Origin of the sequence: Gramella sp. MT6, from assembly GCF_019357415.1 — a bacterium.
Classification (GTDB): Bacteria; Bacteroidota; Bacteroidia; order Flavobacteriales; family Flavobacteriaceae; genus Christiangramia.
The window spans coordinates 2,402,357-2,428,097 of sequence record NZ_CP048410.1; the positions used below are offsets into that span (position 1 = coordinate 2,402,357).

Genomic DNA, 25,741 nt, shown 5'->3' on the forward strand with positions numbered 1-25,741 from the left:
CTTTTTTATTTTTTATACGCAACCTTATTTGATTAATTGTATCTAAATAAAAAATCCAATAATGAAAAAGATCTTGTGCCTTATTACCTGTCTTTCATTTTTTTCCTGTTCAGATGACGATTTTCAAGGTTGTACAAATGCTGAAAGTAAAACCTGGTTCAATGAGTTTAAAGCAGAAATTGATGAAGATTGTTCGATCGAGGTATCAATTTTTAAGGGGAATTATAATGGAGAAACCGTCTATTATCAACTAATTACAGATCCCCGGGTGAATTTCCAGGCTATGCTTGAATTTTATAATTGCGATGGTGAAGTAGTAGCAAATCTCACTGCTGAAGAAAGTAATGAATACCTGAATGACCAGGCCGATAAGGATGAAAAAATTTATACCTGTTCAGAATAGAGGATTTTTACTTCCTGTCTATCTGATCTGATAAATCAGCTTTTAACTTTACTCCGCTTAACTTTCTTCGAAAAGATTCTTTGATAAAGTATTGAAGTAATTTTGAAGCTCTTTCAATACTCAATCCATTTTCATGAATATTGGAAATGCAGTTTCGGCGTTCATCTGTGATTCCCGATTTTGGATCGAAGGTAGTATAGATCCCCATACTTTTAGGAGAAGAAAGTCCGGGCCTTTCGCCAATTAAAACTGCCGTGAATTTCGCGCCGACTTTTTCAGCGATCTCATCACCAATGGCTACACGGCCATATTTTACAAGACATAAACCTATTTTATAATTATTCAGTTGGGGAATAATTTCTTTGAGAAGCGGAATCGCTCTTTCATTAATTGCATCTGCAGCAAGTCCGTCGGTGAGAATAAAAAGGATATCAAAATTACTCTTTTCAGTCTTGGTATCTTCTACCAGCTTTTTTCCAAAGTCCGGGCGTTTTAAATATTCTTTTCTATCAGAAACTTTGGTTTGAAATTGATAAACCGGAAGGTCAAATTCCTGAAGCTGTTCTAATAATTCTTTTTCTTTTAGATCTGAATAAATAGCGTCTTTCGTAAAGGCATGATCTTCCTGAAAACTTAGAACTTCTTTGGTTGGCAAACTGCCACCGGAATTTCCCAAAGCGATCCGGGCTTTTGAAAGTGATCTCAGGTTTTCCCAGGGATCTTTTTGCAAATAGCTTTTATTTGAGATTTCCTTACTCATGAATTCAGTTTTAGCATTTGCTCCTTGAGCTCTTTTCGATTTCCCTGCTCGTCAAAAATCCCCATTTTGAGCAGCCATTCCTTAAACTCCGGGGCAGGACGTTTATTCAGAACTTTTCGAAGATACATGGCATCGTGAAAGGAAGTTGACTGATAATTCAGCATGATGTCATCTGCTCCGGGTACGCCCATGATATAATTGCAGCCGGCTACACCTAAGAGAGTCAGCAGAGAATCCATATCATCCTGGTCGGCTTCAGCGTGATTGGTATAACAAACATCGCAGCCCATAGGTAAGCCGAGTAATTTTCCGCAGAAATGATCTTCCAATGCAGCCCGTATGATTTGTTTCCCATCATATAAATATTCAGGACCTATAAAACCGACTACTGTATTTACCAGGAAAGGATCAAATTTTCGAGCCACTGCGTAAGCCCGAGCTTCAAGAGTTTGCTGATCTACTCCATGATGAGCATTGGCAGAAAGAGAGGAACCCTGTCCAGTCTCAAAATACATCATCTGGTTTCCGATGGTGCCACGATCTAATTCCTTACCGGCCTCATAAGCTTCTTGAAGTAATTTCAGATCAATTCCAAAAGAGGAGTTCGTTTTTTCGGTCCCGCCGATAGATTGAAAAATGAGATCTACCGGGGCTTTTTCAATTATTTCCAGTGTGGTGGTCAAATGGCTGAGAATGCAATTCTGAGTTGGGATCTCATATTGTAGCCTGAAATCGTCCAGTTGTTTTAATAATTTTGAGACTTCCTTTGGGTTATCTGAAGCAGGATTAATGCCTATCACCGCATCACCACATCCATACATGAGTCCGTCGATAATACTCGCCGCAATTCCTTTGGGATCGTCAGATGGATTATTCGGCTGTAATCGCACCGAAAAATGCCCTTTTTTACCAACTGTATTTCTGAATTTGGTGACCACTTCGATCTTTTGAGCTACGGATATCAGATCTTGATTTCTCATGATCTTGGATACAGCCGCGGCCATTTCAGGAGTCAATCCAGAAGAGAGATCTTTTAAAGTCGCACCATCTACTTCATAGGAAAGAAGGTAATCTCTGAATTCAGCAATCGTAAAACTCGATATTGGTTTAAAGGCTTCTGCGTTATGATCATCGATTATCAACCGGGTAACTTCATCCTTTTCATAGGGGATCACCAGGTCATCGAGGAATGTTTTCAGTGGAATTTCACTAAGACAATACTGCGCTGCAATACGCTCTTTGTTATCTTCCGCAGCAATTCCAGCGATTGCATCGCCAGACCTTTCAGGTGTAGCTTTCGCCATCACCGTCTTCAGGTCTTTAAAAACATAGCTTTTACCGCGAAGAGTGAATTTATAGGCCATCTAGTTATATTCAGAATAATTGAATTTACTAAATGAAAACTATATTGAGGGCTGAAAATTAGAGTTTTGCCTTTATTTAATATTTCAGGAAATCAAGGTGTAAATATAAACAAGGTTAAAAAGTATAAGTATCAAAAGGCTCAGTAGACTGAAAATTCTATATGTTTTTGAAGGTCGGTCTTCTTGCGCCATTTGGTCTCCGGTTACTAGTTTATAATTGAACCATGCAATAAAAGGAGCTGAGAGAAAAGAAAGGGCTGTAGCGAAATCTATCAAGATTGTAAATGAGGCGGTAAAGAAGAATAGTATAATCAGGGATAAACCAGGGATCAAAAAAACGTTGATCCGATAATTTTTCCATTTCCTTTCTGTTTCTGACTTCCCCTTTTTAGGATGCTCAGCAAAAATCTCTGAAAGCACGCGGGGAAAAGCATCGGTTACTGCCAGGGTAGTGGAGAACATAGCGATAAATGCTGCAACAGCTACAATTGGCTTACTCCAGTCGCCTAAAGTTTTTCCGTAGAGATCTATAAGCTGACCTGAAAATTCCACTCCGTTTCCGGAAAAGGTGGTTCCGCTTCCAAACATGATCAGGACACCCATCAGGAAGAAAAGAAGTCCGATGATCGCTGCAGCGAGGTACCCAACATTAAAATCGAAAAATGCTTCTTTGAGACTAGTGCGCTTTTTATTCCCTAATGCTTTTTCTCTGGTCCAGATGGAATGCCAGACGGATGCATCCAGGGGGATAGGCATCCATCCCATAAACGAAATTATAAAGGCAATGCCTGCTTTGTTCCATACTTCTGGAGCTTCGATACTTAATGCGTTATCAAGTCTTCCTTCACCAAATGCCAGAATCACGGCCGTTAAAGTGGCTAAACCCAAAAGACTTACTATAACTTTCATGGTTTTGTCCAGTGCCGGATATTTACCAATAAGTAACAAACCTATACAAATTCCAATTATTATGAAGCTCCAGGTGAACGAGGACCAACCCATTCCAAACAGTCTTTCAGCAAGGCCGGCAGTAACAATGGTCACTGCAGCCTGAATGATAAACATGCTGCCCACAGTAATTATTATAAAGGTCCAATAAGGGAATTTTCCCAGTTTCCTATAGCCGGAAATAAGATGGTTACCGGTACCTGCGGCGTAACGAGGACCAAATTCCAGGAACGGATATTTGGTGATACAAGCCAGGATGAGGACCCAAAGTAACAAAAAGCCATAATCTGCTCCGGCACGGGTAGCCTGCACCAGGTGTGATACCCCAATGGCAGCGCCCGCCAGTAGAAATCCGGGACCTAGAGTTTTAAAAATTGAGGTTTTAGTATTACTTTTTAATTGCATTGAAAAAATGAATATATAAGTCTAGTTGAACCTGATTCAGCTTCCAGAAAGTTCCTGAAACTCCCGAAACATCGGGACAGGATCACTAGAGAGTCAAATTAAGCAAATTTCGAGATCAATTGAGTGTTTACTTCATGTCCGCCTTCGAAGGTAAGTATCTCAAGGTTTTTAGGAAATAGATCTTTGAGCCGGGCTTCTTCTACCTTGACTATTCCAGATTTAAGATATTCATCTTGGGTTCCATAAATAAAACTGAAGTTTGTCCTATCAAGAAACTTAAAATCATCTGCTGTTAATTCCTGTGGAACTTTTCCGGAATGCATGATAAGGTTCTTACATCTAATATTTCTTCTGGCGATAAACCTTGTAGCTACTGAAACTCCCTGCGAATACCCCATAATATTAAGATTTTCAATTTTAGATATGCCTTCAGCTTTATAAACTGCATCCAGGTAATTCAATACATTTTCGATCTCCAATTCGGTATTTTCTCTGGTAAGCCATGAAGCGCCAATATGCCTGTATTCTCCATTTAAATAATATTTTGAAGGTGCCTGCGGGATAATTATATAATTCTCCTGCTTGTCCAAATGTTTAAAATACTTGAGAAAGTATTTGCTCAGGTATCCAATCCCATGAAATACAAGCCAGACAGTTTTAGTGTTTTCAGTTAATTCATTAAGAGTTTGATAGGTGTTAGTTGAAGTATAGGAAACTGAATTTTCTTTTATCATAGACCATTAAATTGTGTGGTAATAATATCAAAACTAGGGAAATCACCTATTAGATAGTCTTCTATCTTCATATATTTTTGTACAAGATGCCCTCCTGAATCCATTTACTATACCTCACGAGGAGCTATACTTTTCCAAAACCCTACTAATTCCCCCTGCGAAATCAATCGATACCATTGGTATTGAATGATTATCTAGTGTTTTGTTATTAACCATTCAATATTTATAATTATGAAAAATTTCAAATTTCAACAATTCCTAATTGCATTTCTGGCAGTACTGGTATTTTCCTGTAGCAAGGATGATAAGGTATCTCCAGATGATTTGATCAGTGAAGATGTGGCCGTAGTTCATTTAGGACCTATTCTTAATCAATTTAACAATCAGCAGACAAGGCAGTCATTAGACGGAATTCCTGATTGTAGCGAAGAGGCTCCAGGTTTTGCACAGATCTCGCTTACTTATGGAGATGATGATACTCCGGTTGAGGTAGTGGTCGAAATTCTGGAAGACGAGAATGGCCTTTTTACAGCTTATGATGATGCACTGGAAATACCAATTCCAGGTGGTTCCAATACAGTTTCAGTAACCTTGAATGATTTTCTTGTTTGGACCAATGTAGATGATGCTCCTGGAGAGGTTATTTGGGCGGCACCAAAAACTGGTAGTGATTATGCAGCTTTTGTAGATAATCCCCTCCCATTTAGCTGGGATTTGAGAGCAGGATCTAAAACCTATACCAATGTAGATGTTCTTTGCTTTGACGATAGGGTAGTGAATTTATATGGATATCAATTCTTCGATATAACTCCTGAAGTTATTTATGAGCTATGTTTCTTTGCGAATTATTGTTCAGATGCTGGAAGACATTATACTGCTAATTATAGTCTTGATATTTATTATGGTATTTCGGCTAATGGAACACCGCTATATTCTGGTGAAGTTCCTATGATCGGAGAAGATGGTGAATTTTATGCCGATCCTCTGTGTTTGGCGATCCCCGGACCTCAAAATGATGAAGCAGATGATGTTCCTTACCTATATTATGAGGCTACATTATTAGATTGGGAAGATAATTATGGTAGTGCAAACGGTCAAACCATTAGTGGAACCTGGAGCTGGAATGATATCGAAGGGCTGTTAAATGAAGATGGAGAAACCTCTGAATATTTCCACGCTTTCATTAATTGTGGTGATGAGGGTAACGGCCCGGTAGACTCAGATCAAGATGGAATTCCAGATATCGAAGATAACTGTCCAAATGTTCCTAATCCAGATCAGGCTGATGCAGATATGAACGGAGTTGGCGACGCTTGTGAACCAGGGAATGATGATGATGGCGATGGTGTGCCAAATGATATTGATGAATGTCCAGATACAGATCCAGGTGTAGAAGTAGACGAAGTAGGATGTGAGAGTATTCAGGTGCCTGGAAGGGATATAGTCGTGCTAAATGATGCTAACATATTCGATCAGAATTCTATGCAGGACCCAAATAATGTGAGATTTGTACAAAACCTGGTCAATTTTACAACCACAGGTAGTAGAAATGATGGTAGAACATTTATGTTCGATACCGGAAAAAATACCTCTTGTCCACAATGTCCGGATATATGGGCAACTATGCGAAGTGTGATCACTAATGAAGGTTTTACTATTTCAGATATTTCCTCTACTAATGGGTCTTTGACAAATATTCCGACAGATGTTAAGATCATTATGCTGGTGATGCCAACTTATCAATATACAATTGAGGAGATCAATACATTAAAATCCTTCGCGGCAGAAGGTGGTAGGATAATTTTTATGGGAGAACATGAACTCTATTACGGAGCAGGTATTGCTATCGAAAATCAGTTTCTAATCAATATGGGTGCTGTACTGCGAAATACCGGAGGATATGTAGACTGTCTGGATTTTAATGGAGCACCTCCAAAAGTGATCCCGTCTGAATCTATAAGGAATCACCCGATCATGGAAGGTATTGATGGTTTATCTATTGCCTGTGCATCTATTATAGAACCGGGTGAAGGTGACTTCGCTTTATTTTATGATACTACCAATACTAATGTACTGGGAGGTGTTGCCAAAATAGATACCGAGCCTATCAGAAGTTCAGTTCCAGTAGAGAAATCTGCGCAATATGATATTATTGAAAATAGTCGAATTAAAGCGACCTTGACAGGTAACTAATATTAATTATATAGATAAAAAAAGTCTCCACTAGGAGGCTTTTTTTATTTTCCAGAAGGTAATTCATAAAATTAAATTTTAACATGTTTGTAATTTTAGCTGTTTCCAGAGGTTACAACTGTTTCGTACTTTTACGCTATAACCAAACCAAAAATAATGACGAAGGAAGAACTTTTGGAGTTATCCAAAAAGGTATGCAAGAACACCCTGATGGAAACTCTTGAAATCGAATTTACAGAAATAGGTGATGATTATTTAATAGCAAAAATGCCGGTGAATTCCAGGGTGCATCAGCCAGATGGAGTTTTGCATGGGGGAGCCAGTGTGGCCCTTGCCGAAAGTGTGGGCAGCATGGCCAGCTATGTTTTTCTGGATAGGGAGAATTTTTTTGTTCGCGGGATTGAAATTAATGCCAATCATTTAAAAAGTATTAAAGAAGGCTGGGTTTTCGCCAAAGCGACCTTTATTCATAAAGGTAGAACTACCCAGTTGTTTGAAATAAGAATTACCGATGAGGCTGCAAACCTTATTTCAATCGTAAAACTTACGACTATCTCACTGCCAAAAGAAAAGAAATAAATGGATTCTGTAGATTTTTATAACCAGCTTAAAGCTCATTATATAGAGCATAAGCCAATAGTCGCTTACAGGAAACCGGGAGAAGATAATGTAAAAGCTATGCTTCAGGTTGATGCTGAAAATTACCAGGTGAGTGATCTTTCTGAAAGCGGATTTGTTTTTGCTCCATTTAATCCTGAAGACGTTTCCTATATAATTCCTGCTGGAAAATCTAAAACAATAGATTACGATTTTCTAGTGGAAGAAGTAGAGGGTATGCCTTTTGATCAGGATAATCTTGATTCTGTAGATTTTGAATACATGGAGGAGGACCAGAAGAGACATGAGAATCTGGTACAAAAAGGTATAGATGAGATCAGGCAGAGACATTTTAAAAAAGTGGTTTTATCCAGGTCTGAAAAAGTTCAGGTACTTGATCCAGATCCATTAAGGATATTTAAAAATCTTCTGGAGAAATATCCAGGTGCCATGGTATATCTCTGGTTTCATCCCGAGACCGGATTCTGGCTTGGAGCTACACCTGAAACCTTACTGCATGTAGAAAGGAATAGGTTCAATACAATGGCTCTTGCTGGGACACAGCTTTTCCAGGGAGAGACAGATGTAGAATGGGATAGCAAGGAGGTTGAAGAACAACTTTTTGTGACCGATTATATTCTGGAATCATTAGAAGATCTTCCAGGTGTAGAAAATATTAAAACTTCCAGGCCTTATTCAGCAAGGGCAGGTAACCTGCTCCATATATGCACCGATATTTTTGGATATCTCAAGGATCCGGAAAATCTAAAAGATCTTATTGAGACAATTCATCCAACTCCAGCTGTTTGCGGGTTACCAAGACAGGAAGCTTTGGATTTTATTCTTAAAAATGAAGATCATTCCCGGGAGTTCTATTCAGGTTACCTGGGAGAATTAAACCTAAAGACAGAACATAAAAGAAATTCCAATCAACGAAATCAGGAGAACCAGCAATTTGTATCTATTTCTAAGCAAACTGAACTTTTCGTAAATCTTAGGTGTATGAAATTAAAGGATGGTGATGCCCGTATTTATGTAGGTGGAGGTATTACAAAAGACTCCAACGCTGCCGATGAATGGATGGAAACCGTGAACAAATCACAGACCATGAAATCTGTACTTGTTAAATAAGGTCAAAAACCAGCCCTGAAATTACCTGTAAATTGTAATTTTGGAGTTCTATGAAGTACTCTAAAATTCCCGTTGCACGCTCGGTTGTTGCTCTTTGCGTAGCAAAAGATATAAAACACGTGGTAATCTCTCCAGGTTCCAGGAATGCACCCTTAACAATAGGTTTTACCCATCATGATGATATTAAGGCTTACAGCATTGTAGATGAGCGTTGTGCGGCTTTCTTTGCATTGGGAATGGCCCAGCAGTTGAAGAAGCCGGTTGCACTTGTTTGTACTTCAGGTTCGGCATTGCTTAATTACTATCCTGCTATAGCTGAAGCTTTTTATAGTGATATACCTTTGGTTGTTATTTCAGCAGATCGTCCAATAGAACGTATAGATATTGGGGATGGGCAAACCATCAGGCAAAAGAATGTCTTCGAGAACCACATTTTATATTCGGCCAACCTATATTCTGAATTGGTTTTAGAGAATGAAGCTTTAGATCCTAAGCTTCAACAAAAGCAATTTGAAGCTCAGAAACATAATGAAAGGGAGGTAAATCTAGCCCTGAATAAGGCTATAGAAGAAAAAGGACCAGTTCATATAAATGTACCTTTCTATGAGCCATTATATGATACCGTTGAAAATATAGAAGTAAGCCCATTGCAGATTTTCCCTGAAATAAAGGAAAGGCATTATTCTGAAAATCAATTAAGCAGTTACGTTAAAGAATGGAATAGGGCAAAAAGGAAAATGGTAATTGTAGGGGTAGCTCAACCTAATGCAGTAGAACAGAAATTTCTGGATAAACTGGCTAAAGATCCTAGCGTAATTGTGCTTACTGAAACGACTTCCAATCTTCATCAATCGGAATTCTTCACAAGGATAGACACGCTAATTGGTCCGATAGAAAAAGATGAGAACCGGAAAGAGCTCTTCAAACAACTGCAACCTGATATTCTTCTGACTTTTGGGGGCATGATCATCTCCAAGAAGATCAAAGCCTTTTTAAGGAATCACAATCCGCAGCACCATTGGCATGTTGATCAAAAGAAAGCTTACAATACTTTCTTTTGCCTGAATAAGCATTTTGAAACCGATGTGAACTCATTTCTTTCAGAATTCCTGCCACTTACCACCACTGGAGAAAGTGAATATGGTAAGTTCTGGAAAGAGATTAAAAGTAAAAGACAGAAAAGACATGAGGAGTATATGGCAGAGATCCCTTATTCAGATCTTAAAGCCATGCAGCAAATAGTTCCGGAGGTTCCTCAAAATTCCATCGTTCATTTTGGGAATAGTTCAACTATCAGGTACGCCCAACTTTTCCAATGGCACCCGAGTCTTAAAACCTTCTGTAATCGTGGTACTAGTGGTATAGATGGTAGTGTTTCTACGGCGGTAGGAGCAGCGGCCATTAGCATGGATCCTGTACTAATGATCACCGGAGACCTGAGTTTTTTCTATGACAGTAATGCTTTATGGAATAACCATATACCTTCCAATTTCCGAATTGTAGTACTTAACAATCAAGGGGGTGGTATTTTCAGGATCTTACCCGGGAATAAGAATTCAGAAAATTTTGACAGATATTTTGAGACGGTTCATGATATGAAAGCAAAGCCGCTTTGCGAATTGTACAATATTGAATATTCCGAAGCAGATTCAGAAGAAACTTTACAAAATAACTTAACAGGATTCTTTGAAAAATCAGACCGGCCAAAACTTCTGGAAATTTTTACACCTAGAAAACTGAATGATGAGGTTTTACTCGAGTATTTCAATTTTATGAAATCTTAAGCATCGTCTAACATTTCTTAAGATTCATAATCCTTATCTTTGATCGTTTAATCAAAAAAAAGAATTATGAGTAAACTTGATGAAAAAGTAGGACAATATTTAGATGATCTTAGATCTAAGGTTGGAGAATCTAATCCTGATGTAGACCTTGTGCGAAAGATCGCAGAATCAATGGGGCCAAGCATTTATAATGCAGACGCGGAGACTGTTTCGTCTTCCAGTGAATCTGAAGTTGAAACGGTGAAAAAGAATTTTGTGATGAAAAAGCTGGGGGTAGACGATGAGTCTAAAGTAAACGAGGCTGTAAATCAGGTTCTGGAAAAATATGGTAAATCAAACAGAAATAAATACAGAGTAGTAGTTTACTATTTGCTAACCAAGCATTTCGGGAAGGAAAGCCTTTATAAATAATATTGAATTCTACAATTTAATCCGTTTTTGGGATAATCCCTTAAACGGATTTTTTTATTTATGATTAAGACTATCTTTGTAAGCTAAAGTTTTTATTATATGATCCAATTAGGAGAGTTCCATAATTTGATAATAATCAGAGAATCTGATCACGGTATTTACCTTGAGAATGAAGAAGGGGATGAGGTTCTACTACCCAATAAGTATGTGCCTGAAACCTGGATGGTCTATGATAAGATCGAGGTTTTTGTTTATCTGGACCATGAAGAAAGGCCGGTAGCAACTACCCTGAAACCAAAAATCAAGCTTGATCAGTTTGGAAAACTGACCTGTGTGGAAGTAAATAAATTTGGAGCCTTTCTGGATTGGGGATTAGAGAAACACCTCTTCGTTCCATTTAAAGAGCAGGTCATCCCGATGCAGACGGGTAGCGAATATCTAGTGTTTTGCTATCTGGATCTGGAAACCGGTAGACTCGCGGCTTCCTCTAAAGTTCATGCGTTTCTTGATAATTCAGAACTAACTGTAAAACCCTTTGAACAGGTAGAGTTACTGGTAAGTAACGAGACAGATCTAGGGCATAATGTAATTGTGAATCAATTGCATTTAGGATTGATCTACCACGATGAAGTTTTCAAACCACTTAAGATAGGTGATTCTGTTACTGGCTACATTAAAAAGATAAGAGAAGACAATAAGATAGATATTACTTTGCAAAGGCCTGGCTATCGCAGTATCGAACCAAACGCGCAAAAGATCCTCGACAGGTTAAAAGCTGCTGGTGGATTTATGGATATTTCAGATAAGTCTGCTCCAGAAGAAATTAAGAATAGGCTTCAGATGAGTAAAAAGAGCTTTAAAAAAGCTGCTGGAAATCTTTATAAACAACGGTTAATCGAGATCAAGGAAGACGGGATACATCTTAAAGATCAATAACCATAGCGATAAGGAGAATATATCCTGGTATTAAAACCTCTTTGATTGTAATTGTTCATGAAAGGGTTTGAATAATAGGGATTCATAAAATTATCATTTGGATCCCTTCTTTGAAAATCTCCAGAGATCTCAAATAATTTTTTCTCCTTTTCCTTTCTTTGAGGTAATGGAGAGCCCAGATCTATTTCTCTCTGAACCCTATTTCTATTTGTTTTATCAATAACTGCCAGCATATCTATTTCTTCGCTCTGAAATTGATCTTTTAAATGAAGAAAAGATCCATCTGGTAAATTGAAACTGGATTGCTGTTGCCAGGTAAAACTAAACTCCCTCCAGGTATTATCAATACTTCGGTTACTTATTTCAAAATCTTTCTTATCCCAGTATTCCTGGGCTTGTAAGCCGAAACTTAGAAGTAGAAATAATATAGATAAGCTTAATTTCATTTTATGATTTTTTCAATATTTATCAAAAACAGTGCAAACCTGAATAGATAATTATAGAAATATAAAATTAAGGAAAAAAAATTTTGCTTCAGGGTTTTTTAGAGGAAACGGTTACTTTAGCTTTTTAAGATTTTACCTAAAAGACAATAATGAAAAAACTACTTTTTACGATTGCACTAGTAAGTATTGGTTTTACTGCTTTTGCACAGCAATCAAGTTCTATTGAGACCAAGGCAATTAAATTAATTGAATTAACCTCCGGGCAGCAATTTGATATTATGACAGAACCTTTAGTGAAAATGGTACCCGAAGAGAACAGGGAAGCATTTAAAAAGGACCTGGCGCAAAGCACAGAAGAACTGTACAAAAAAATGGCTACGGTTTATACCGAAAGTTTCACGGAAGAAGAGCTGGATAAGATATTAGCTTTTTACGACACTCCGGTAGGCAAGAAAATGGTTGCCGTTACTCCTGAACTCACTAAAAAAGGAATGGAAATAGGCCAGGCTTGGGGAATGGAATTACAACCTTTAATAGCCAAATACACAAAATAGATCATCACCCATAAAAATTATAGCCTGCCTGTTTAATTACGGCAGGCTTTTTTAATGATGCTTTTCCGAAATGGAATGAAAACTCTATTTTTACTACAAAATTAGAATCATGTCCAAAATTGACTGGAAAATAGTAAAGGAATACGAGGATATCACCTATAAAAAATATAATGGCGTAGCCAGAATCGCTTTCAATCGTCCTGATGTTCGCAATGCCTTCAGGCCTAAAACAACTTCAGAATTACTGGATGCATTTCATGATGCACATGAAGATACATCTATTGGAGCTGTACTTTTATCTGCTGAAGGACCTTCTTCAAAAGACGGAAAATGGGCCTTCTGCAGTGGGGGAGATCAAAAAGCCCGGGGACACCAGGGATACGTGGGAGAAGATGGTTATCACAGGTTGAACATTCTGGAAGTTCAAAGATTAATTAGGTTTATGCCTAAGGCTATAATTTGTGTGGTTCCCGGTTGGGCTGTAGGTGGAGGTCATAGTCTACATGTGGTCTGCGATCTAACTCTGGCAAGTAAGGAACACGCTATCTTTAAACAGACAGATGCAGACGTTACCAGTTTTGATGCTGGTTATGGATCTGCCTACCTCGCTAAAATGGTAGGACAGAAGAAAGCCCGTGAGATTTTCTTCCTTGGTAGAAATTACTCTGCACAGGAAGCCTACGAAATGGGAATGGTAAATGCTGTGATCCCTCATGATGAGCTAGAGGATACCGCTTATGAATGGGCACAGGAGATCCTGGCAAAATCACCTACCTCTATTAAAATGCTGAAATTCGCCATGAATCTTACTGATGATGGAATGGTAGGGCAACAGGTATTTGCCGGTGAAGTTACCAGGCTGGCCTACATGACCGACGAGGCCAAAGAGGGTAGAGATGCATTCCTTGAAAAGCGTAAGCCAAACTTTGAGAAAAAATGGATACCATAACTTTTTAAGGTAAGAACGCAACTTTTGGTGATTTTTTACATCTAATCAATAAGAAACGGTTAGAATTAAAAAAATATTTTCAAATGTTCAAACTTACCTCTAAAGTTAAAGTGCTAAGCATCTTATTACTGGGATTTTTCTATTTTTCATGTGAAAAGGAATCTTCAGCTAACCTGGAAACAGAAATATCTGGAGAGAGTGGTATTACCTATAATACAAGTAAAGATACCTGGGAAGAGTTGAAAAATAAAATGGGTGACTCATACAATTATACTACTGAAACTAAATTCTGGAATGGATTTGAAGATAAAACCATTATTCAGGTAGAAGAAGGCGAAGTGGTAAGTCGGGAATATGAATCCAGAAGGGTAACCTATGTGAATGGTGAACAGAATATTGAAATCATTGAAAGTTACTCGGAAAGTTCTTCTGACCTCAACTCTCATGAGAATGGTGCCGAAACCTTGACGATCAATGAACTTTATGATACTTGTTTGTCCGAATATCTTGTAGTTGACGAAACTGAGAATACCATATATTTTGATACTTTCAATTCAGGAGTAATTAGTATTTGCGGTTATAGGGATAATAGTTGTGCTGATGATTGTTTCCGTGGATTTCAAATTACAGAGTTCAACTGGGAATAATAAAAGATAATTGTAACCAACTAGTCAAATCAATTTTTATGAAAAAACTATTTTGCCTGATTACCGTCATAGCTTGTATTTCCTGTACGGAAAGCCACGAAGAATTAAGTATAGATAATGCACCTTCTGAAGAACTTGAACTCACCGAGGATACAAATGTAGAGGATGAAAGCCAAGAAGATGTAGAGGATACAAATGTAGAAGATGAAAGCCCAGAAGATGTAGAGGTAGAGATTGATCTACCTCAGACCTGGAAGCTGTTTAAAATGACCTGTCAAACTTCTGAAACCTGTGAAACAACAGGAGAAGATATGTTTTACCAGGACACCTATATTTTTAGTGAAGATATGACCGTCTTAAAGGTTAGAATAAAGGATAATGATACTCTAAAGATCGAAGGTGTTTTTAATGTTACTGGAACTGAATTTGAAACCTACGCTTTCAATATAGATTACGAGGGGGAAGCTACACCAGAAGATATAGATATTATATCGGGTTGCTATAGCCGAAAAGAATATTTATTCATAACCGAGCAGGACGAGGGGGTTCTAAAAAATGACTGGGATACTTGCGATGGTCCTGGTTTATTTTATACGCAGGTAACTGAATAGTGAATTATACATTATTAAAAAAAAGCCATGAATTTTACATCATGGCTTTTTTATTTTCGGTTAACTTAAAAATTATCTCAGCTTGGGATATTTATTTGGATCAGATTCATGCATAATTGAATAAATCTTTTCGAAGATATCCTCCGGTGAGGGCTTTGAGAAATAATCCCCATCTGTGCCGTATGCCGGTCTGTGTTCTTTAGCAGTAAGAGTTTGTGGTTTGCTATCTAAAAACCTGTAGGCATTCTGCTCATCAAGGACTTTTTGCAATATAAATGCAGAAGCTCCTCCTGGCACATCTTCATCTATAACCAGTAATCTATTGGTTTTCTCTACACTCTTCACAATATCATGATTAATATCGAATGGTAGAAGTGATTGTACGTCGATAAGTTCGGCATTGATATCTACTTCCTGTAGTTCCCTGGCAACATCCTCTACAATTCTCAAGGTAGATCCATACGAAACCAAAGTGATATCAGTTCCTTCCTTAACAGTTTCAGTCACACCTATCGGCGTTTTGAATTTACCTAGATTAGTTGGTAATTTCTCTTTTAAGCGGTAACCGTTAAGACATTCAATAACAAGGGCAGGAGTATCGAGATCTAAAAGTGTATTATAAAACCCTGCAGCTTTTGTCATATTACGGGGAACAAGTACAAACATTCCTCGTAGAAGATTTAGAAGTCCTCCCATTTGCGAACCACTGTGCCAGATACCTTCCAGCCTGTGGCCACGGGTTCTAACAATAAGCGGTGCCTTTTGCTTTCCTTTTGTTCTATAATGTACAGTAGCCAGATCGTCACTCATTCCCTGCAGGCAATACATTACATAATCTAAATACTGGATCTCAGCGATAGGTCTAAGGCCACGCATGGACATTCCAATTCCCTGTCCTAGAATAGTGGCTTCTCTAATTCCTGTATCAGAAACTCTAAATTCTCCAAATTTTTTCTGAAGTCCTTCCAGTCCCTGGTTAACATCTCCGATCTCTCCTGAATCTTCTCCGAAGATCAACGTCTCTGGTCTGTTACTAAAAATAGCATCGAAGTTATCTCTTAAAATAATTCTCGCGTCAACTTCTTCAGCTTCCTCATCATAATCTGGCAGGATTTCTACCTGGGTATCTTCTTCTTTATATAAATAGGTCGCATAATCATCATGTGCCTGTTCAGAAAAATCATTTAGCCAGTTAATTAGTGCAGCTTTTTCAGAAGACTCTTCACCGATCAAATATCTAAGACATCTTCTTCCTGCCGAAACCAGATCCTTTTTCAAAGGTTCCTTATTTCCAGCAACCTCTTTTTTGATAGACTTGATAAAATTTCCATTAGCACTTGCCTTAGCAACATCTTCCAGAAGTTTCACCAATTCCTTTCGTTTGGAAAGAGTAGGGTTTAAATATGCGGTCCAGGCATTATGCTTGGCCGTTCTTATTTCTTTTTTTATTTCTTTTTCAAGCTCGTCCAGTTTATCTGCGGTAGCAAAATCATTTTCTATGATCCATTCTCTGAACTTAAGATTGCAATCGTGTTCTTTCTCCCACTTAAGTCTTTCTTCAGATTTATATCTTTCGTGGGATCCTGAGGTGGAGTGTCCTTGTGGTTGAGTTAATTCGATCACATGAATAAGAACAGGGCAATGCTCTTTTCTGGCAAATGCTGAAGCTTTTTCATAAGTGTCTACAAGTTTGGGGTAATCCCAACCTTCTACAACCAGGATCTCATATCCTTTATTTTCTTCATCTCTCTGAAATCCTTTCAGAATTTCGGAAATATTTTCCTTGGTGGTTTGATGTCTTGCGTGTACAGAGATTCCATATTCGTCATCCCAGACATTCATAACCATTGGCACCTGTAATACACCCGCCGCGTTAATGGTTTCCCAGAAATGACCTTCACTGGTGCTTGCATTACCAATGGTACCCCAGGCCACTTCATTTCCATTCTCAGAAAATTTAGCTGCCTCTATTCCATCCACATTTCGGTAGATCTTGGAAGCCTGGGCTAAACCAAGCAGGCGAGGCATTTGGCCGGCAGTAGGAGAAATATCTGAACTGGAATTTTTCTGTTCCATCAAATTTTTCCATTCTCCATTTTCGTCCAGACTATGGGTCATAAAATGACCGCCCATCTGGCGTCCTGCAGACATTGGTTCATTTTCTATATTGGTATCGGCGTAAAGGCCGGCAAAAAATTGTTCTGGTGTAAGTTCATTGATTGCCATCATGAAGGTTTGATCACGGTAATATCCAGATCTAAAATCTCCATTTTTAAAAGCTTTTGCCATGGCTAATTGCGGTACTTCCTTTCCGTCACCAAATATTCCGAACTTCGCCTTCCCGGTAAGCACCTCTCTTCGGCCTAAAAGGCTACATTCCCGGCTGGTAACAGCTGTTCTGTAATCTTTAAGCACCTGAGACTTGAATTCATCAAATGAAATTGAATTTTCAGTTTGTGTTTCGCTTTGCATGAACATATTTTTGGATGGTAACAAATGTAACGAAAAGTATGATTAAATACAATTCAAATTTTTGAGCTAAAATTGATAATAATGTAATTTTAACCTTTATTTGTTATTTATTTTAGAATTAAAGAGTTCAGTATTCCGAATTTGTTGATAATACCGAAATTGAGATAGGGATAATTTAATAATTAGATTTCTGGCTTAATACCAACGCCTGGTAAATAACCTTATTAAGGTATTCAGGTCCAGTGCTACGATAAATCTAACCCTTTGATCATAATCCGGTTGTCCTATTTCCCAGCCTAAACTCGAATAAACAGGAAAGAACAGTTCAAAATAGTCCTGCACCAGGCTCACCCTGATTCCTGAATCGTATAAAAATTCGCCTTTTTCTCCACGATTTTTAACAACTCCCATATCTGCATATGCATAGATCCAATTCCAGATATTTGTACTGGCATTAACAGTTGTTAGCCATTCATTGGCAAATTCTGGCTGCAATTGGGATTTAAATCCACCTTCTGCAACAATGATCTGCTGGCTGAATAAACCGCTACCCTGGCTACGGCCATAATAATTATAATCGAACATATAATCTGTGGGTCGGTCCAGAGCAAAACTGAAATAATCGTTGGACCTGGCGTCATTGTAAAGAAATGCTCCTGAGAAAAACCTTAGATTTATCTGGCGATTATTGGTAAATAGCTTCCTGTATTCCGCCGTAATAGCCACTTTACTGAATTTATCTGAAAGCTGATAATCAAAAGAAGCGGTCAAATGTTTCAGGAAATTAGGATTGCTATAGCTGTAATTTACATTAAAGACATTGTAGTCTGGTTGAAGTAATGGTGCTTCAGAATTTTGATCCCTGCGCACATTTACATTTCTAAGAAGCAACCTTTGGCGTTCGTTACTTCTCAAGTATGAATTTCTAAATGCAAAGCTCAGGAATGGGGTAAACTTCTCATAAAACAAGCCATAGCCGTAGGAGAAACGTGTTCCTCCAATTCCGTAGTAAATCCCATATAGCTCTTTATTCTCAAATTGATGGGCATTATATATGGAAGCTGATCCCACAAGGGTCTCACTATTAAAGCCGTATTTCGGTGAAATCGCGAAATTAAAAGTTCGGTTAAGGATGGTTTTATTATATAATTTGGGACCAATCGACACACCGTCATAAAGGTTATAATCGAACTCTGGCATAAAGAATATCTGGTGATACCTTGGATCTTCCACATCCTGTAATAGTCTAAACTGGATAGGTTTGTTCAATAGTTTGGTAACACCGGCATAATTGTTTCGCTGATTAAATTCAGGAATCTCCTGGTTATAGTTTAGTGCCAGTCGCTCTATGTCTTTTTTCGGGATGGTAACACTCATGGTGTCCCTCACATTTTCTACCCAGGTCTTATAAACTTCCTTGCCGTTTTTAAGCCCGTACAAACTAACAGGCATAGAATTATTCCGTCTGTTTTCTATGGTAACTTTCAGGGAGTCCTCAAGTTTTTCGACATTCTGGATCTTGAAGTCGATCTTTTTGTTTGTATTTACATAGTCATCAAAAAACCATGAAATATCCTTCTTGGCGTTTTTCTGAAGAATTTCCGCAAAGTCTTCATCGGTAACCCTTTTAAGTTTATATTTTTTGTAGAATTCAGAAATAGATTGATTTACAGATTCGTCGCCAAGGAACTCTTCGAGGTATTTTAATCCAACGCCAGCCTTGTAGGCATTTGCTATGTTCTTATTGAATTTAACCAAAGAATCCTGGCTCGTAGTTAGAGGTTGATCCAGGTTGAGCCTGGCCATATTCATATAAAGAAACTGGTATTGGTCGTTGAATTCCAGATCTGCTAAATGGAACCAGCGAATCCCTATGATCTTGCTAAGGCTACCAATGAGTTTCATATTAGGATAATAAGTGTCTACATAATCCATCATAAGTGAAACCATTATGGCATCTGTAACCCACTTTTCCTGTCTGGGGTTAATAAAAATGGTGTTCTTCAAAAAATTGGATGTAATGGTTTTGAACAGTTTGATGTCATATTGAAAACCATCTGGGAATGGCCTAATAAAGCTTGGTAATTGGTTAAGGCCATAAATAGGACTGTTCAAATAATCCTCCTGGGTAATAAAAATGTTCTTATGGGGATACGAACCGAGTCTTTGCTCAAGGAAGCCAACAGTTCGTTCTAATAGTGTATTCTTAATATCAAACTGGATATCTTCATCACGAATGTTAGTGATCACCTGATTTCCGTTTGCGCTAATAGATTCGAAAATAAAAGATTTGGTTAAGTAAAATTCGCTGTCTACTCGGTCTTTTCCTTCAAAATTAATGGTTTTAAAGCCCTGCCTGGTCTGGGTACGGGTAAGGTTAAGGCCAGACGCTGCATAGTATTCCGTAGGAACATCAATCTTTACGTTGATGCTATATGGTTTTACATATTGCATTCCCAGATCCTTATGGCTGTAAAGTTTCCAGCCATTATCTAAAGGTGCAGGCACCATGTACCAGTATCTTAACTTATAATTACCTTCATCATCACGGCCATACCTGGTGAATTTATCATCGGGAATTTTCAGGTCATACTTTAAATTTAAGCTTATGGAGTCACCCGGTTTCAGGGGTTGCTTAAGTTTAATTCTAAGTAGGTCCACGACATTTCCCGGCCTATCCCAATCCAGGTCCAGATCTTCGGAATCCCTGATCGAATTAATAGTGGTGTGACCTCTTTCATGATCTTTCGCAAAATGAAAACGTCTCGCATAATCCTCTGCGAAACGTTTTGCTAATGCTGAAGTTTTGGTACTGAAAGCATTGTTCCAGTCATTCAGGTAAATCGTTACCAATTCCCTGTTTTCGGTATTTACAAACTTGATATTTTGGTCTATACTAATCGTATGAATGCTATCGATAAGGCGTGCGCTCACATCGATGGCATTCTGAGCAGAAAGACATCCTGAAAAAAGTAAAAATATCAGGAAAGACTGAAGGTGTTTCAATTAGTAATAGATTTAGAACTGATAAGCAATCAGGGCTAAATATAATCAAACTTTGATTCCTTCAATAGCCCAATTAACTAGAAATTAGGACTAAGATTATATTCGCCATAGAATTGATCAAGTATTTCAATTACTTCATCTTCTGTATCCACTACCTGGACCAGATCTATATCTGCTTCGCTAATATTCTGAAAGCTATCCAGTAGAGTGCTTTTGATCCAGTCTACGAGTCCACCCCAGAACTCACTACCTACGAGGATAATAGGGAATTTATCGATCTTATGTGTCTGTATAAGTGTAATAGCTTCAAATAACTCATCTAAAGTTCCAAATCCTCCAGGCATCACTACAAAACCCTGAGAGTATTTTACGAACATTACCTTTCTTACGAAGAAGTAATCGAAATCCAGACTCTTATCATTGTCTATATAGGGATTGTCATGCTGTTCAAACGGAAGTTCAATATTTAGTCCAACCGAAGTTCCTCCGGCTAGGTGAGCTCCTTTATTTCCTGCTTCCATGATTCCGGGACCACCACCGGTAATTACGCCATAACCATGGTCAACAATTTTCTTAGCTACTTTTTCTGCCAGTTTATAATATTTCATATCTGGCTTGGTTCTGGCTGAACCAAAAATTGAAACGCAGGGGCCAATCTGACTTAATTTTTCGTATCCATTTACGAATTCGCCCATGATCTTAAAGATCGCCCAGGAATCATTTGTTTTTATCTCATTCCAGGCTTTGTTCCTATTTTGTGTCTTCATTCTTTTTAATTAGTGTAATTCCTTTTTAAGGAATTTTGCAGTATAACTTTTTGTGTTTTTAATGATCTCTTCTGGAGTTCCGGTGGCCACAACTTCACCGCCACCTTTTCCGCCTTCATAACCAATATCAATAATATAGTCTGCCATTTTGATCACATCCATATTATGTTCAATAATTAGAACGGTATTCCCTTTATTGGTCAGGGTGTTTAGAACTTCCATCAATACACGGATATCTTCAAAATGAAGTCCCGTGGTTGGCTCGTCTAATATATAGAAAGTATTTCCAGTATCACGCTTGGAAAGTTCAGTTGCCAGCTTTATCCTCTGGGCTTCACCACCAGATAGGGTTGTAGATTGCTGACCCAGACTGATATAGCCCAATCCTACATCCTGAATTGTTTTTAATTTCCTGAAAATTTTCGGGATATTCTCGAAAAAAGGAGTCGCTTCATCGATGGTCATTTCCAGAATATCTGCAATAGACTTTCCTTTATAACGTATTTCAAGGGTTTCCCGATTGAATCTTTTTCCCTGACAGGTTTCGCATTCTACATAAACATCGGGTAGGAAATTCATCTCTATGACTCTTAATCCACCTCCTTTACAGGTCTCGCATCTTCCGCCTTTGACATTGAAGCTAAATCTTCCCGGTTTATATCCTCTAATAAGGGCTTCCGGAGTTTTTGCGAAAAGGTTCCTTATTTCTGAAAAAACACCGGTGTATGTTGCCGGGTTCGACCTTGGCGTTCTACCAATAGGGCTCTGGTTGATGTCTATTACCTTGTCTATATGGTCCAGACCTTTAATGCTCTTATATGGTTTAGGTTTCTTAACGCCATTAAAATAATGCGCGTTCATGATAGGATAGAGGGTTTCATTGATCAAAGTGGACTTTCCACTACCAGAAACTCCTGTAACCGCGATCATCTTGCCCAGAGGAATACTTATATTAACCTTTTTAAGGTTGTTACCCGTTGCTCCTTTTAATTCTATTTTCTTACCGTTCCCTTTTCTGCGCTCTTTTGGAACCGGGATCTCCTTCTTACCACTAAGATAATCAGCAGTTAAAGTATCATGCTCCATAAGTTCAGCAGGAGTTCCTTCACTAATGATCTCACCTCCATGTTTTCCTGCTCTAGGACCTATATCTATCACATGATCTGCCCGCTCTATCATATCTTTATCGTGTTCTACCACGATTACGGTATTTCCTATATCTCGAAGGGATTCGAGTGAATTAATGAGCTTCTCATTATCCCGTTGGTGCAAACCAATACTAGGCTCATCAAGTATATACAGGACACCAACCAGTTGGGAGCCAATCTGGGTAGCAAGTCTAATCCTTTGAGCTTCTCCACCAGAAAGTGATTTAGAACTACGGTTAAGGTTAAGGTATGTTAAACCAACATCCAATAGGAACTGTAGTCTTGTCCTGATCTCCTTTATTACCTCTTCCGCGATTTGTAATTGTTTTTCAGAAAGGTTCTTTTCAATGCCTTCAAACCATTCAAATAGGTCGGTAATATCAAGATGAGAAAGTTCTGAAATATTCTTGTTGTAGATCCTGAAGTATAAAGCTTCTTTTTTAAGCCTTGAACCTTCACATTCTGGACAGGTTACCTTGTCCATATATTCTTTAGACCAGCGTCTTAAAGAAGAGGAATCATTATTACGGTAAGTAGCTTCAATAAAGTTCGCGACTCCTTCAAAATCTATTTTATAATCGCGTGTTATACCTAAAGCTTTAGATTCACGCGAAAATTTTTCCTTCCCGCCATGCAAGATCATATCGAGTGCTTCCTGTGGAATTTTCTTGATTGGGTCGGTTAATTTAAACTCAAATCTTTCAGCTATCAATTCCAACTGAGAAAATACCCAGTTCTTTTTTTGAGGCCCGTGAGGCGCAAGTCCACCATTCTTAATAGATAAAGATTTGTCCGGTATGATCTTATCGATATTCACTTGGTAAAGACTTCCTATACCATTACAATTGGGGCACGCCCCTTTGGGTGAATTGAAAGAGAAACTGTTTGGTTCAGGATTAGGATAACTTATTCCTGTGGTAGGACACATTAGGTTTCTACTGAAATACCTGATGTTTCCGGTATCCTGTTCAAGGATCATAAGCGTATCATCCCCATGATACATGGCGGTTTTAATGCTTTCGTTTAAACGCTTATCTGAATCTGGTTTTTCTTCTATTTTTAGCCGGTCAATAACAATTTCGATATCGTGGGTTTTATACCTGTCCAGTTTCATTCCCTTCTCGATATCCACGACCTCTTCATCTGTTCGAACCTTGATAAAGCCTTGTTTTGCGATCTGCTCGAATAATTCCCTGTAGTGACCCTTTCGGCTTCTTACCACGGGCGCAAGAATACTTACTTTTTTATCCTTAAAATCTTCAAGGATTAATTCCTTTATCTGGGAATCTGTATAACTAACCATCTTTTCGCCTGTATTATAGCTATATGCTTCACCAGCCCTGGCAAAAAGTAAACGGAGAAAATCATAGATCTCTGTAATTGTACCAACCGTACTCCTGGGATTTTTACTGGTTGTTTTTTGTTCTATAGCAATCACAGGGGAGAGGCCATCAATTTTATCCACATCTGGCCGTTCGAGGCTTCCCAGAAATTGTCTCGCATAAGCCGAAAATGTTTCTATATAACGCCGTTGTCCTTCTGCATAAATAGTGTCAAATGCCAATGATGATTTTCCAGATCCGGAAAGGCCTGTAATTACCACAAGCTTCTCCCGTGGAATATTAACATCAATATTTTTTAGGTTATGGACTCGGGCGCCTAATACTTCAATTCTATCTTCAGTTTTTGCCATAAATTTTTTCAAGGTGGCAAAGTTACTTATTGTAATTATATATAAAAAGCTATTGTCAATCTACTGATGTTAAGGTTGATGTAATTTTTTGCCGTAAGCTTTAATATTATTAAAAGAACGGCGGAAATTAGTTGAAGAAATCAAAAGTTGGCCAAGGATTTTAAGTCTTAAAATCAGCCATTAAACTTTAATTTAACTTATTGAATGTCAGGATAATATTACTTGTTTTTTTTCACTGTAATGGGGGAAATCACCTATATTTGAATCTCCCACAAACACTTTCCCAGATCTTTTTCCTATGAATGCCTAGGACATTAATTCATGTCTGTAATGCATGCCCTGTATTGAAAAAATTATTAATTAGTTTTTAATGCCGTTTGATGATGGAAAAAAAACAACTACTCATTGTTAGCAGGAATCAGGATTTTGTAAATAAGTTAATTGAGCATCTAAGCGTAAGCTATGAGGTCACTTCAGAGAAATCTATACATGTAGCCTATAATATCGCGCTTTCTCTTTTACCCGATATTATTTTCTTTGATAAAGTGTCTTACAATAAAGCTTCAGATTTTCGGAATCTAAAGAATTTTAAATCCACCCATTTCCTGACAAAAAGTTTCCTGATGGTTCGTCTCAAAGATAAAGAGAAGGGTGCCTTAACTAAAAGGTATAAATCTATCATAGATGAATACATACCCGAAAAGATGAGCGTAGAGCTAATCGCTTCTAACATTCTCAAGAACAATAAGTCGAAAAGTTTTAATTACTGGCATGATTGCTTTATGGGACTTTTCAATCTTATGACTCAGCCTATCGTTCTATTACAACAGAATAATATTATCGCGATGAACGATTCCTTTAAAAAAACCTTTCGTTTAGAAAATACTGATGGTCTAAGACTCACTGATTTCGTGAACGTTGAAAATAAAGCAAAAGTTAAAACCAGCCTTAGAAATTTTGCCAGAGGCAAGCATATGAAGGCGGTGACTACCACATCTCTCCTTATTAATAATGACAAGCTAAGAAATGCCAAGATCAGTTTCTCCAAACTTAGCCGCAATATCACAGACCAATTTATAATGATGATCGATTTTTCTGGAGATGAGCACGCAATGGATGAGAGTATAGGAAGTCACGCAGATCAGGTGGAAAAATGTTTTAAGGAGAATAGTGAGTTGGCAGAATTCAGTTTTACTAAACGAGAGAAGGAGATCATCTCCTTATTATGTAAAGGTTATAAAACGAAAGAGATTTCAGATGCTTTATTCATTTCACCTAAAACTATAGAAAAGCATAGATCTAATATTATTAAGAGAACTAATTCAGAAACTATTTTGGAGAGTATAATCTACGCAATTAACCATAATTTAGTGGATCTCCCGAAATCCTAGACAAGGTATAATTATCTGTTAAATAGGGGGTTATTTGATTATTATACGGGTTTTCCCCCATGCTTATCACGAAGTTAGTTTCATACATTTACTGTGATTCTGATAAAAGGTAATAACCTTAAAGCTTTTTGTCTGAAGTTATCCTTACCCCCCAAATCACTACAATTTACTGATCTGTTACACTACTTCCCATGGGGAAGGTCTGTATGTATATATTTATTAACCATTCTAAATATTATTAACCAATACTGAATAATATGAAAGCGTAAATTACTTAAAACCAAATCTAAAAATTTCCCCGAATCGATATTGTTGATCCCTAGACCCTATTTGGCAGATCTGCCAGATACCGGGTGTTGAAAATAGTTTATTAACCATTCTAAATTTTATT

Annotated in this window: 21 protein-coding genes; 12 read left to right on the plus strand and 9 right to left on the minus strand. The window is 37.9% G+C overall.

The window, feature by feature from the left end; translation table 11 throughout:
• Positions 1-61: 61 nt before the first annotated feature.
• Positions 62-403: a hypothetical protein gene (locus tag G3I01_RS10805; protein ID WP_219547731.1), complete on the plus strand. Its 342-nt coding sequence runs from the start codon at positions 62-64 to the stop codon at positions 401-403.
• A gap of 7 nt (positions 404-410) precedes the next feature.
• Here G3I01_RS10805 and eutC read toward each other — a convergent pair whose 3' ends face one another.
• From eutC to G3I01_RS10825, 4 genes are all read right to left on the minus strand, one after another.
• Positions 411-1,163, minus strand: a complete 753-nt coding sequence (eutC, locus tag G3I01_RS10810; protein WP_219547733.1) for an ethanolamine ammonia-lyase subunit EutC — start codon at positions 1,161-1,163, stop codon at positions 411-413.
• Positions 1,160-2,527: an ethanolamine ammonia-lyase subunit EutB gene (locus tag G3I01_RS10815; RefSeq protein WP_219547735.1), complete on the minus strand. Its 1,368-nt coding sequence runs from the start codon at positions 2,525-2,527 to the stop codon at positions 1,160-1,162. Before G3I01_RS10815 ends, eutC begins: the two co-directional genes overlap by 4 nt.
• A gap of 84 nt (positions 2,528-2,611) precedes the next feature.
• Positions 2,612-3,880, minus strand: coding sequence for an Nramp family divalent metal transporter (locus tag G3I01_RS10820; RefSeq protein WP_219547737.1), 1,269 nt, complete (start codon positions 3,878-3,880; stop codon positions 2,612-2,614).
• 98 nt (positions 3,881-3,978) lie between these two features.
• On the minus strand, positions 3,979-4,614 hold the full coding sequence (locus G3I01_RS10825; RefSeq protein ID WP_219547739.1) for an esterase: 636 nt from the start codon (positions 4,612-4,614) through the stop codon (positions 3,979-3,981).
• 231 nt (positions 4,615-4,845) lie between these two features.
• Between G3I01_RS10825 and G3I01_RS10830 the strand changes: the two genes are divergently transcribed.
• From G3I01_RS10830 to G3I01_RS10855, 6 genes are all read left to right on the plus strand, one after another.
• Positions 4,846-6,807, plus strand: coding sequence for a thrombospondin type 3 repeat-containing protein (locus G3I01_RS10830; RefSeq protein WP_219547741.1), 1,962 nt, complete (start codon positions 4,846-4,848; stop codon positions 6,805-6,807).
• Positions 6,808-6,963: 156 nt separating this feature from the next.
• Complete coding sequence (locus tag G3I01_RS10835; RefSeq protein ID WP_219547743.1) at positions 6,964-7,386, plus strand: hotdog fold thioesterase; 423 nt, start codon at positions 6,964-6,966, stop codon at positions 7,384-7,386.
• Complete coding sequence (locus G3I01_RS10840) at positions 7,387-8,535, plus strand: chorismate-binding protein (RefSeq protein WP_219547745.1); 1,149 nt, start codon at positions 7,387-7,389, stop codon at positions 8,533-8,535.
• Positions 8,536-8,585: 50 nt separating this feature from the next.
• Positions 8,586-10,319, plus strand: coding sequence for a 2-succinyl-5-enolpyruvyl-6-hydroxy-3-cyclohexene-1-carboxylic-acid synthase (gene menD / locus G3I01_RS10845; RefSeq protein WP_219547748.1), 1,734 nt, complete (start codon positions 8,586-8,588; stop codon positions 10,317-10,319).
• 66 nt (positions 10,320-10,385) lie between these two features.
• Complete coding sequence (locus tag G3I01_RS10850; protein ID WP_219547750.1) at positions 10,386-10,730, plus strand: DUF2853 family protein; 345 nt, start codon at positions 10,386-10,388, stop codon at positions 10,728-10,730.
• A 99-nt stretch (positions 10,731-10,829) separates the two neighbouring features.
• A complete protein-coding gene (locus G3I01_RS10855) occupies positions 10,830-11,666 on the plus strand; it encodes a S1-like domain-containing RNA-binding protein (protein WP_219547752.1) in 837 nt (278 codons plus the stop codon).
• On the opposite strand, the gene G3I01_RS10860 is transcribed toward G3I01_RS10855, so the two are convergent.
• Positions 11,660-12,112, minus strand: a complete 453-nt coding sequence (locus G3I01_RS10860; protein ID WP_219547754.1) for a hypothetical protein — start codon at positions 12,110-12,112, stop codon at positions 11,660-11,662. The genes G3I01_RS10855 and G3I01_RS10860 overlap by 7 nt on opposite strands.
• 149 nt (positions 12,113-12,261) lie before the next feature.
• Between G3I01_RS10860 and G3I01_RS10865 the strand changes: the two genes are divergently transcribed.
• From G3I01_RS10865 to G3I01_RS10880, 4 genes are all read left to right on the plus strand, one after another.
• Complete coding sequence (locus tag G3I01_RS10865; RefSeq protein WP_219547756.1) at positions 12,262-12,666, plus strand: DUF2059 domain-containing protein; 405 nt, start codon at positions 12,262-12,264, stop codon at positions 12,664-12,666.
• 109 nt (positions 12,667-12,775) lie between these two features.
• Positions 12,776-13,615, plus strand: a complete 840-nt coding sequence (locus G3I01_RS10870; protein WP_219547759.1) for a 1,4-dihydroxy-2-naphthoyl-CoA synthase — start codon at positions 12,776-12,778, stop codon at positions 13,613-13,615.
• Between the two features lie 83 nt (positions 13,616-13,698).
• Complete coding sequence (locus G3I01_RS10875) at positions 13,699-14,262, plus strand: hypothetical protein (RefSeq protein WP_219547761.1); 564 nt, start codon at positions 13,699-13,701, stop codon at positions 14,260-14,262.
• Between the two features lie 38 nt (positions 14,263-14,300).
• Entirely contained in the window at positions 14,301-14,873 is a 573-nt protein-coding gene (locus G3I01_RS10880; protein WP_219547763.1) for a hypothetical protein, read from the plus strand.
• Between the two features lie 72 nt (positions 14,874-14,945).
• Here the strand turns inward: G3I01_RS10880 and G3I01_RS10885 are convergent, their stop codons facing one another.
• The 4 genes from G3I01_RS10885 to uvrA form a co-directional block, all read right to left on the minus strand.
• Positions 14,946-17,345: an alpha-ketoacid dehydrogenase subunit alpha/beta gene (locus tag G3I01_RS10885; RefSeq protein ID WP_219547765.1), complete on the minus strand. Its 2,400-nt coding sequence runs from the start codon at positions 17,343-17,345 to the stop codon at positions 14,946-14,948.
• A 195-nt stretch (positions 17,346-17,540) separates the two neighbouring features.
• Positions 17,541-20,351 (minus strand): metalloprotease, encoded by a 2,811-nt coding sequence (locus G3I01_RS10890; RefSeq protein WP_257710564.1) that lies wholly within the window; start codon positions 20,349-20,351, stop codon positions 17,541-17,543.
• Positions 20,352-20,428: 77 nt separating this feature from the next.
• Complete coding sequence (locus tag G3I01_RS10895; RefSeq protein WP_219547767.1) at positions 20,429-21,118, minus strand: TIGR00730 family Rossman fold protein; 690 nt, start codon at positions 21,116-21,118, stop codon at positions 20,429-20,431.
• Between the two features lie 9 nt (positions 21,119-21,127).
• A complete protein-coding gene (gene uvrA, locus G3I01_RS10900) occupies positions 21,128-23,959 on the minus strand; it encodes an excinuclease ABC subunit UvrA (RefSeq protein ID WP_219547775.1) in 2,832 nt (943 codons plus the stop codon).
• Between the two features lie 380 nt (positions 23,960-24,339).
• Between uvrA and G3I01_RS10905 the strand changes: the two genes are divergently transcribed.
• Entirely contained in the window at positions 24,340-25,350 is a 1,011-nt protein-coding gene (locus G3I01_RS10905) for a LuxR C-terminal-related transcriptional regulator (protein WP_219547777.1), read from the plus strand.
• Positions 25,351-25,741 lie beyond the last annotated feature (391 nt).

What these genes read in the sequence shown, in the direction of transcription:
- G3I01_RS10805 (WP_219547731.1), top strand. Translation starts at nt 62, where the DNA reads ATGAAAAAGATCTTGTGCCTTATTACCTGTCTTTCATTTTTTTCCTGT.
- eutC (WP_219547733.1), bottom strand. Translation starts at nt 1,163, where the DNA reads ATGAGTAAGGAAATCTCAAATAAAAGCTATTTGCAAAAAGATCCCTGG.
- G3I01_RS10815 (WP_219547735.1), bottom strand. Translation starts at nt 2,527, where the DNA reads ATGGCCTATAAATTCACTCTTCGCGGTAAAAGCTATGTTTTTAAAGAC.
- G3I01_RS10820 (WP_219547737.1), bottom strand. Translation starts at nt 3,880, where the DNA reads ATGCAATTAAAAAGTAATACTAAAACCTCAATTTTTAAAACTCTAGGT.
- G3I01_RS10825 (WP_219547739.1), bottom strand. Translation starts at nt 4,614, where the DNA reads ATGATAAAAGAAAATTCAGTTTCCTATACTTCAACTAACACCTATCAA.
- G3I01_RS10830 (WP_219547741.1), top strand. Translation starts at nt 4,846, where the DNA reads ATGAAAAATTTCAAATTTCAACAATTCCTAATTGCATTTCTGGCAGTA.
- G3I01_RS10835 (WP_219547743.1), top strand. Translation starts at nt 6,964, where the DNA reads ATGACGAAGGAAGAACTTTTGGAGTTATCCAAAAAGGTATGCAAGAAC.
- G3I01_RS10840 (WP_219547745.1), top strand. Translation starts at nt 7,387, where the DNA reads ATGGATTCTGTAGATTTTTATAACCAGCTTAAAGCTCATTATATAGAG.
- menD (WP_219547748.1), top strand. Translation starts at nt 8,586, where the DNA reads ATGAAGTACTCTAAAATTCCCGTTGCACGCTCGGTTGTTGCTCTTTGC.
- G3I01_RS10850 (WP_219547750.1), top strand. Translation starts at nt 10,386, where the DNA reads ATGAGTAAACTTGATGAAAAAGTAGGACAATATTTAGATGATCTTAGA.
- G3I01_RS10855 (WP_219547752.1), top strand. Translation starts at nt 10,830, where the DNA reads ATGATCCAATTAGGAGAGTTCCATAATTTGATAATAATCAGAGAATCT.
- G3I01_RS10860 (WP_219547754.1), bottom strand. Translation starts at nt 12,112, where the DNA reads ATGAAATTAAGCTTATCTATATTATTTCTACTTCTAAGTTTCGGCTTA.
- G3I01_RS10865 (WP_219547756.1), top strand. Translation starts at nt 12,262, where the DNA reads ATGAAAAAACTACTTTTTACGATTGCACTAGTAAGTATTGGTTTTACT.
- G3I01_RS10870 (WP_219547759.1), top strand. Translation starts at nt 12,776, where the DNA reads ATGTCCAAAATTGACTGGAAAATAGTAAAGGAATACGAGGATATCACC.
- G3I01_RS10875 (WP_219547761.1), top strand. Translation starts at nt 13,699, where the DNA reads ATGTTCAAACTTACCTCTAAAGTTAAAGTGCTAAGCATCTTATTACTG.
- G3I01_RS10880 (WP_219547763.1), top strand. Translation starts at nt 14,301, where the DNA reads ATGAAAAAACTATTTTGCCTGATTACCGTCATAGCTTGTATTTCCTGT.
- G3I01_RS10885 (WP_219547765.1), bottom strand. Translation starts at nt 17,345, where the DNA reads ATGCAAAGCGAAACACAAACTGAAAATTCAATTTCATTTGATGAATTC.
- G3I01_RS10895 (WP_219547767.1), bottom strand. Translation starts at nt 21,118, where the DNA reads ATGAAGACACAAAATAGGAACAAAGCCTGGAATGAGATAAAAACAAAT.
- uvrA (WP_219547775.1), bottom strand. Translation starts at nt 23,959, where the DNA reads ATGGCAAAAACTGAAGATAGAATTGAAGTATTAGGCGCCCGAGTCCAT.
- G3I01_RS10905 (WP_219547777.1), top strand. Translation starts at nt 24,340, where the DNA reads ATGATGGAAAAAAAACAACTACTCATTGTTAGCAGGAATCAGGATTTT.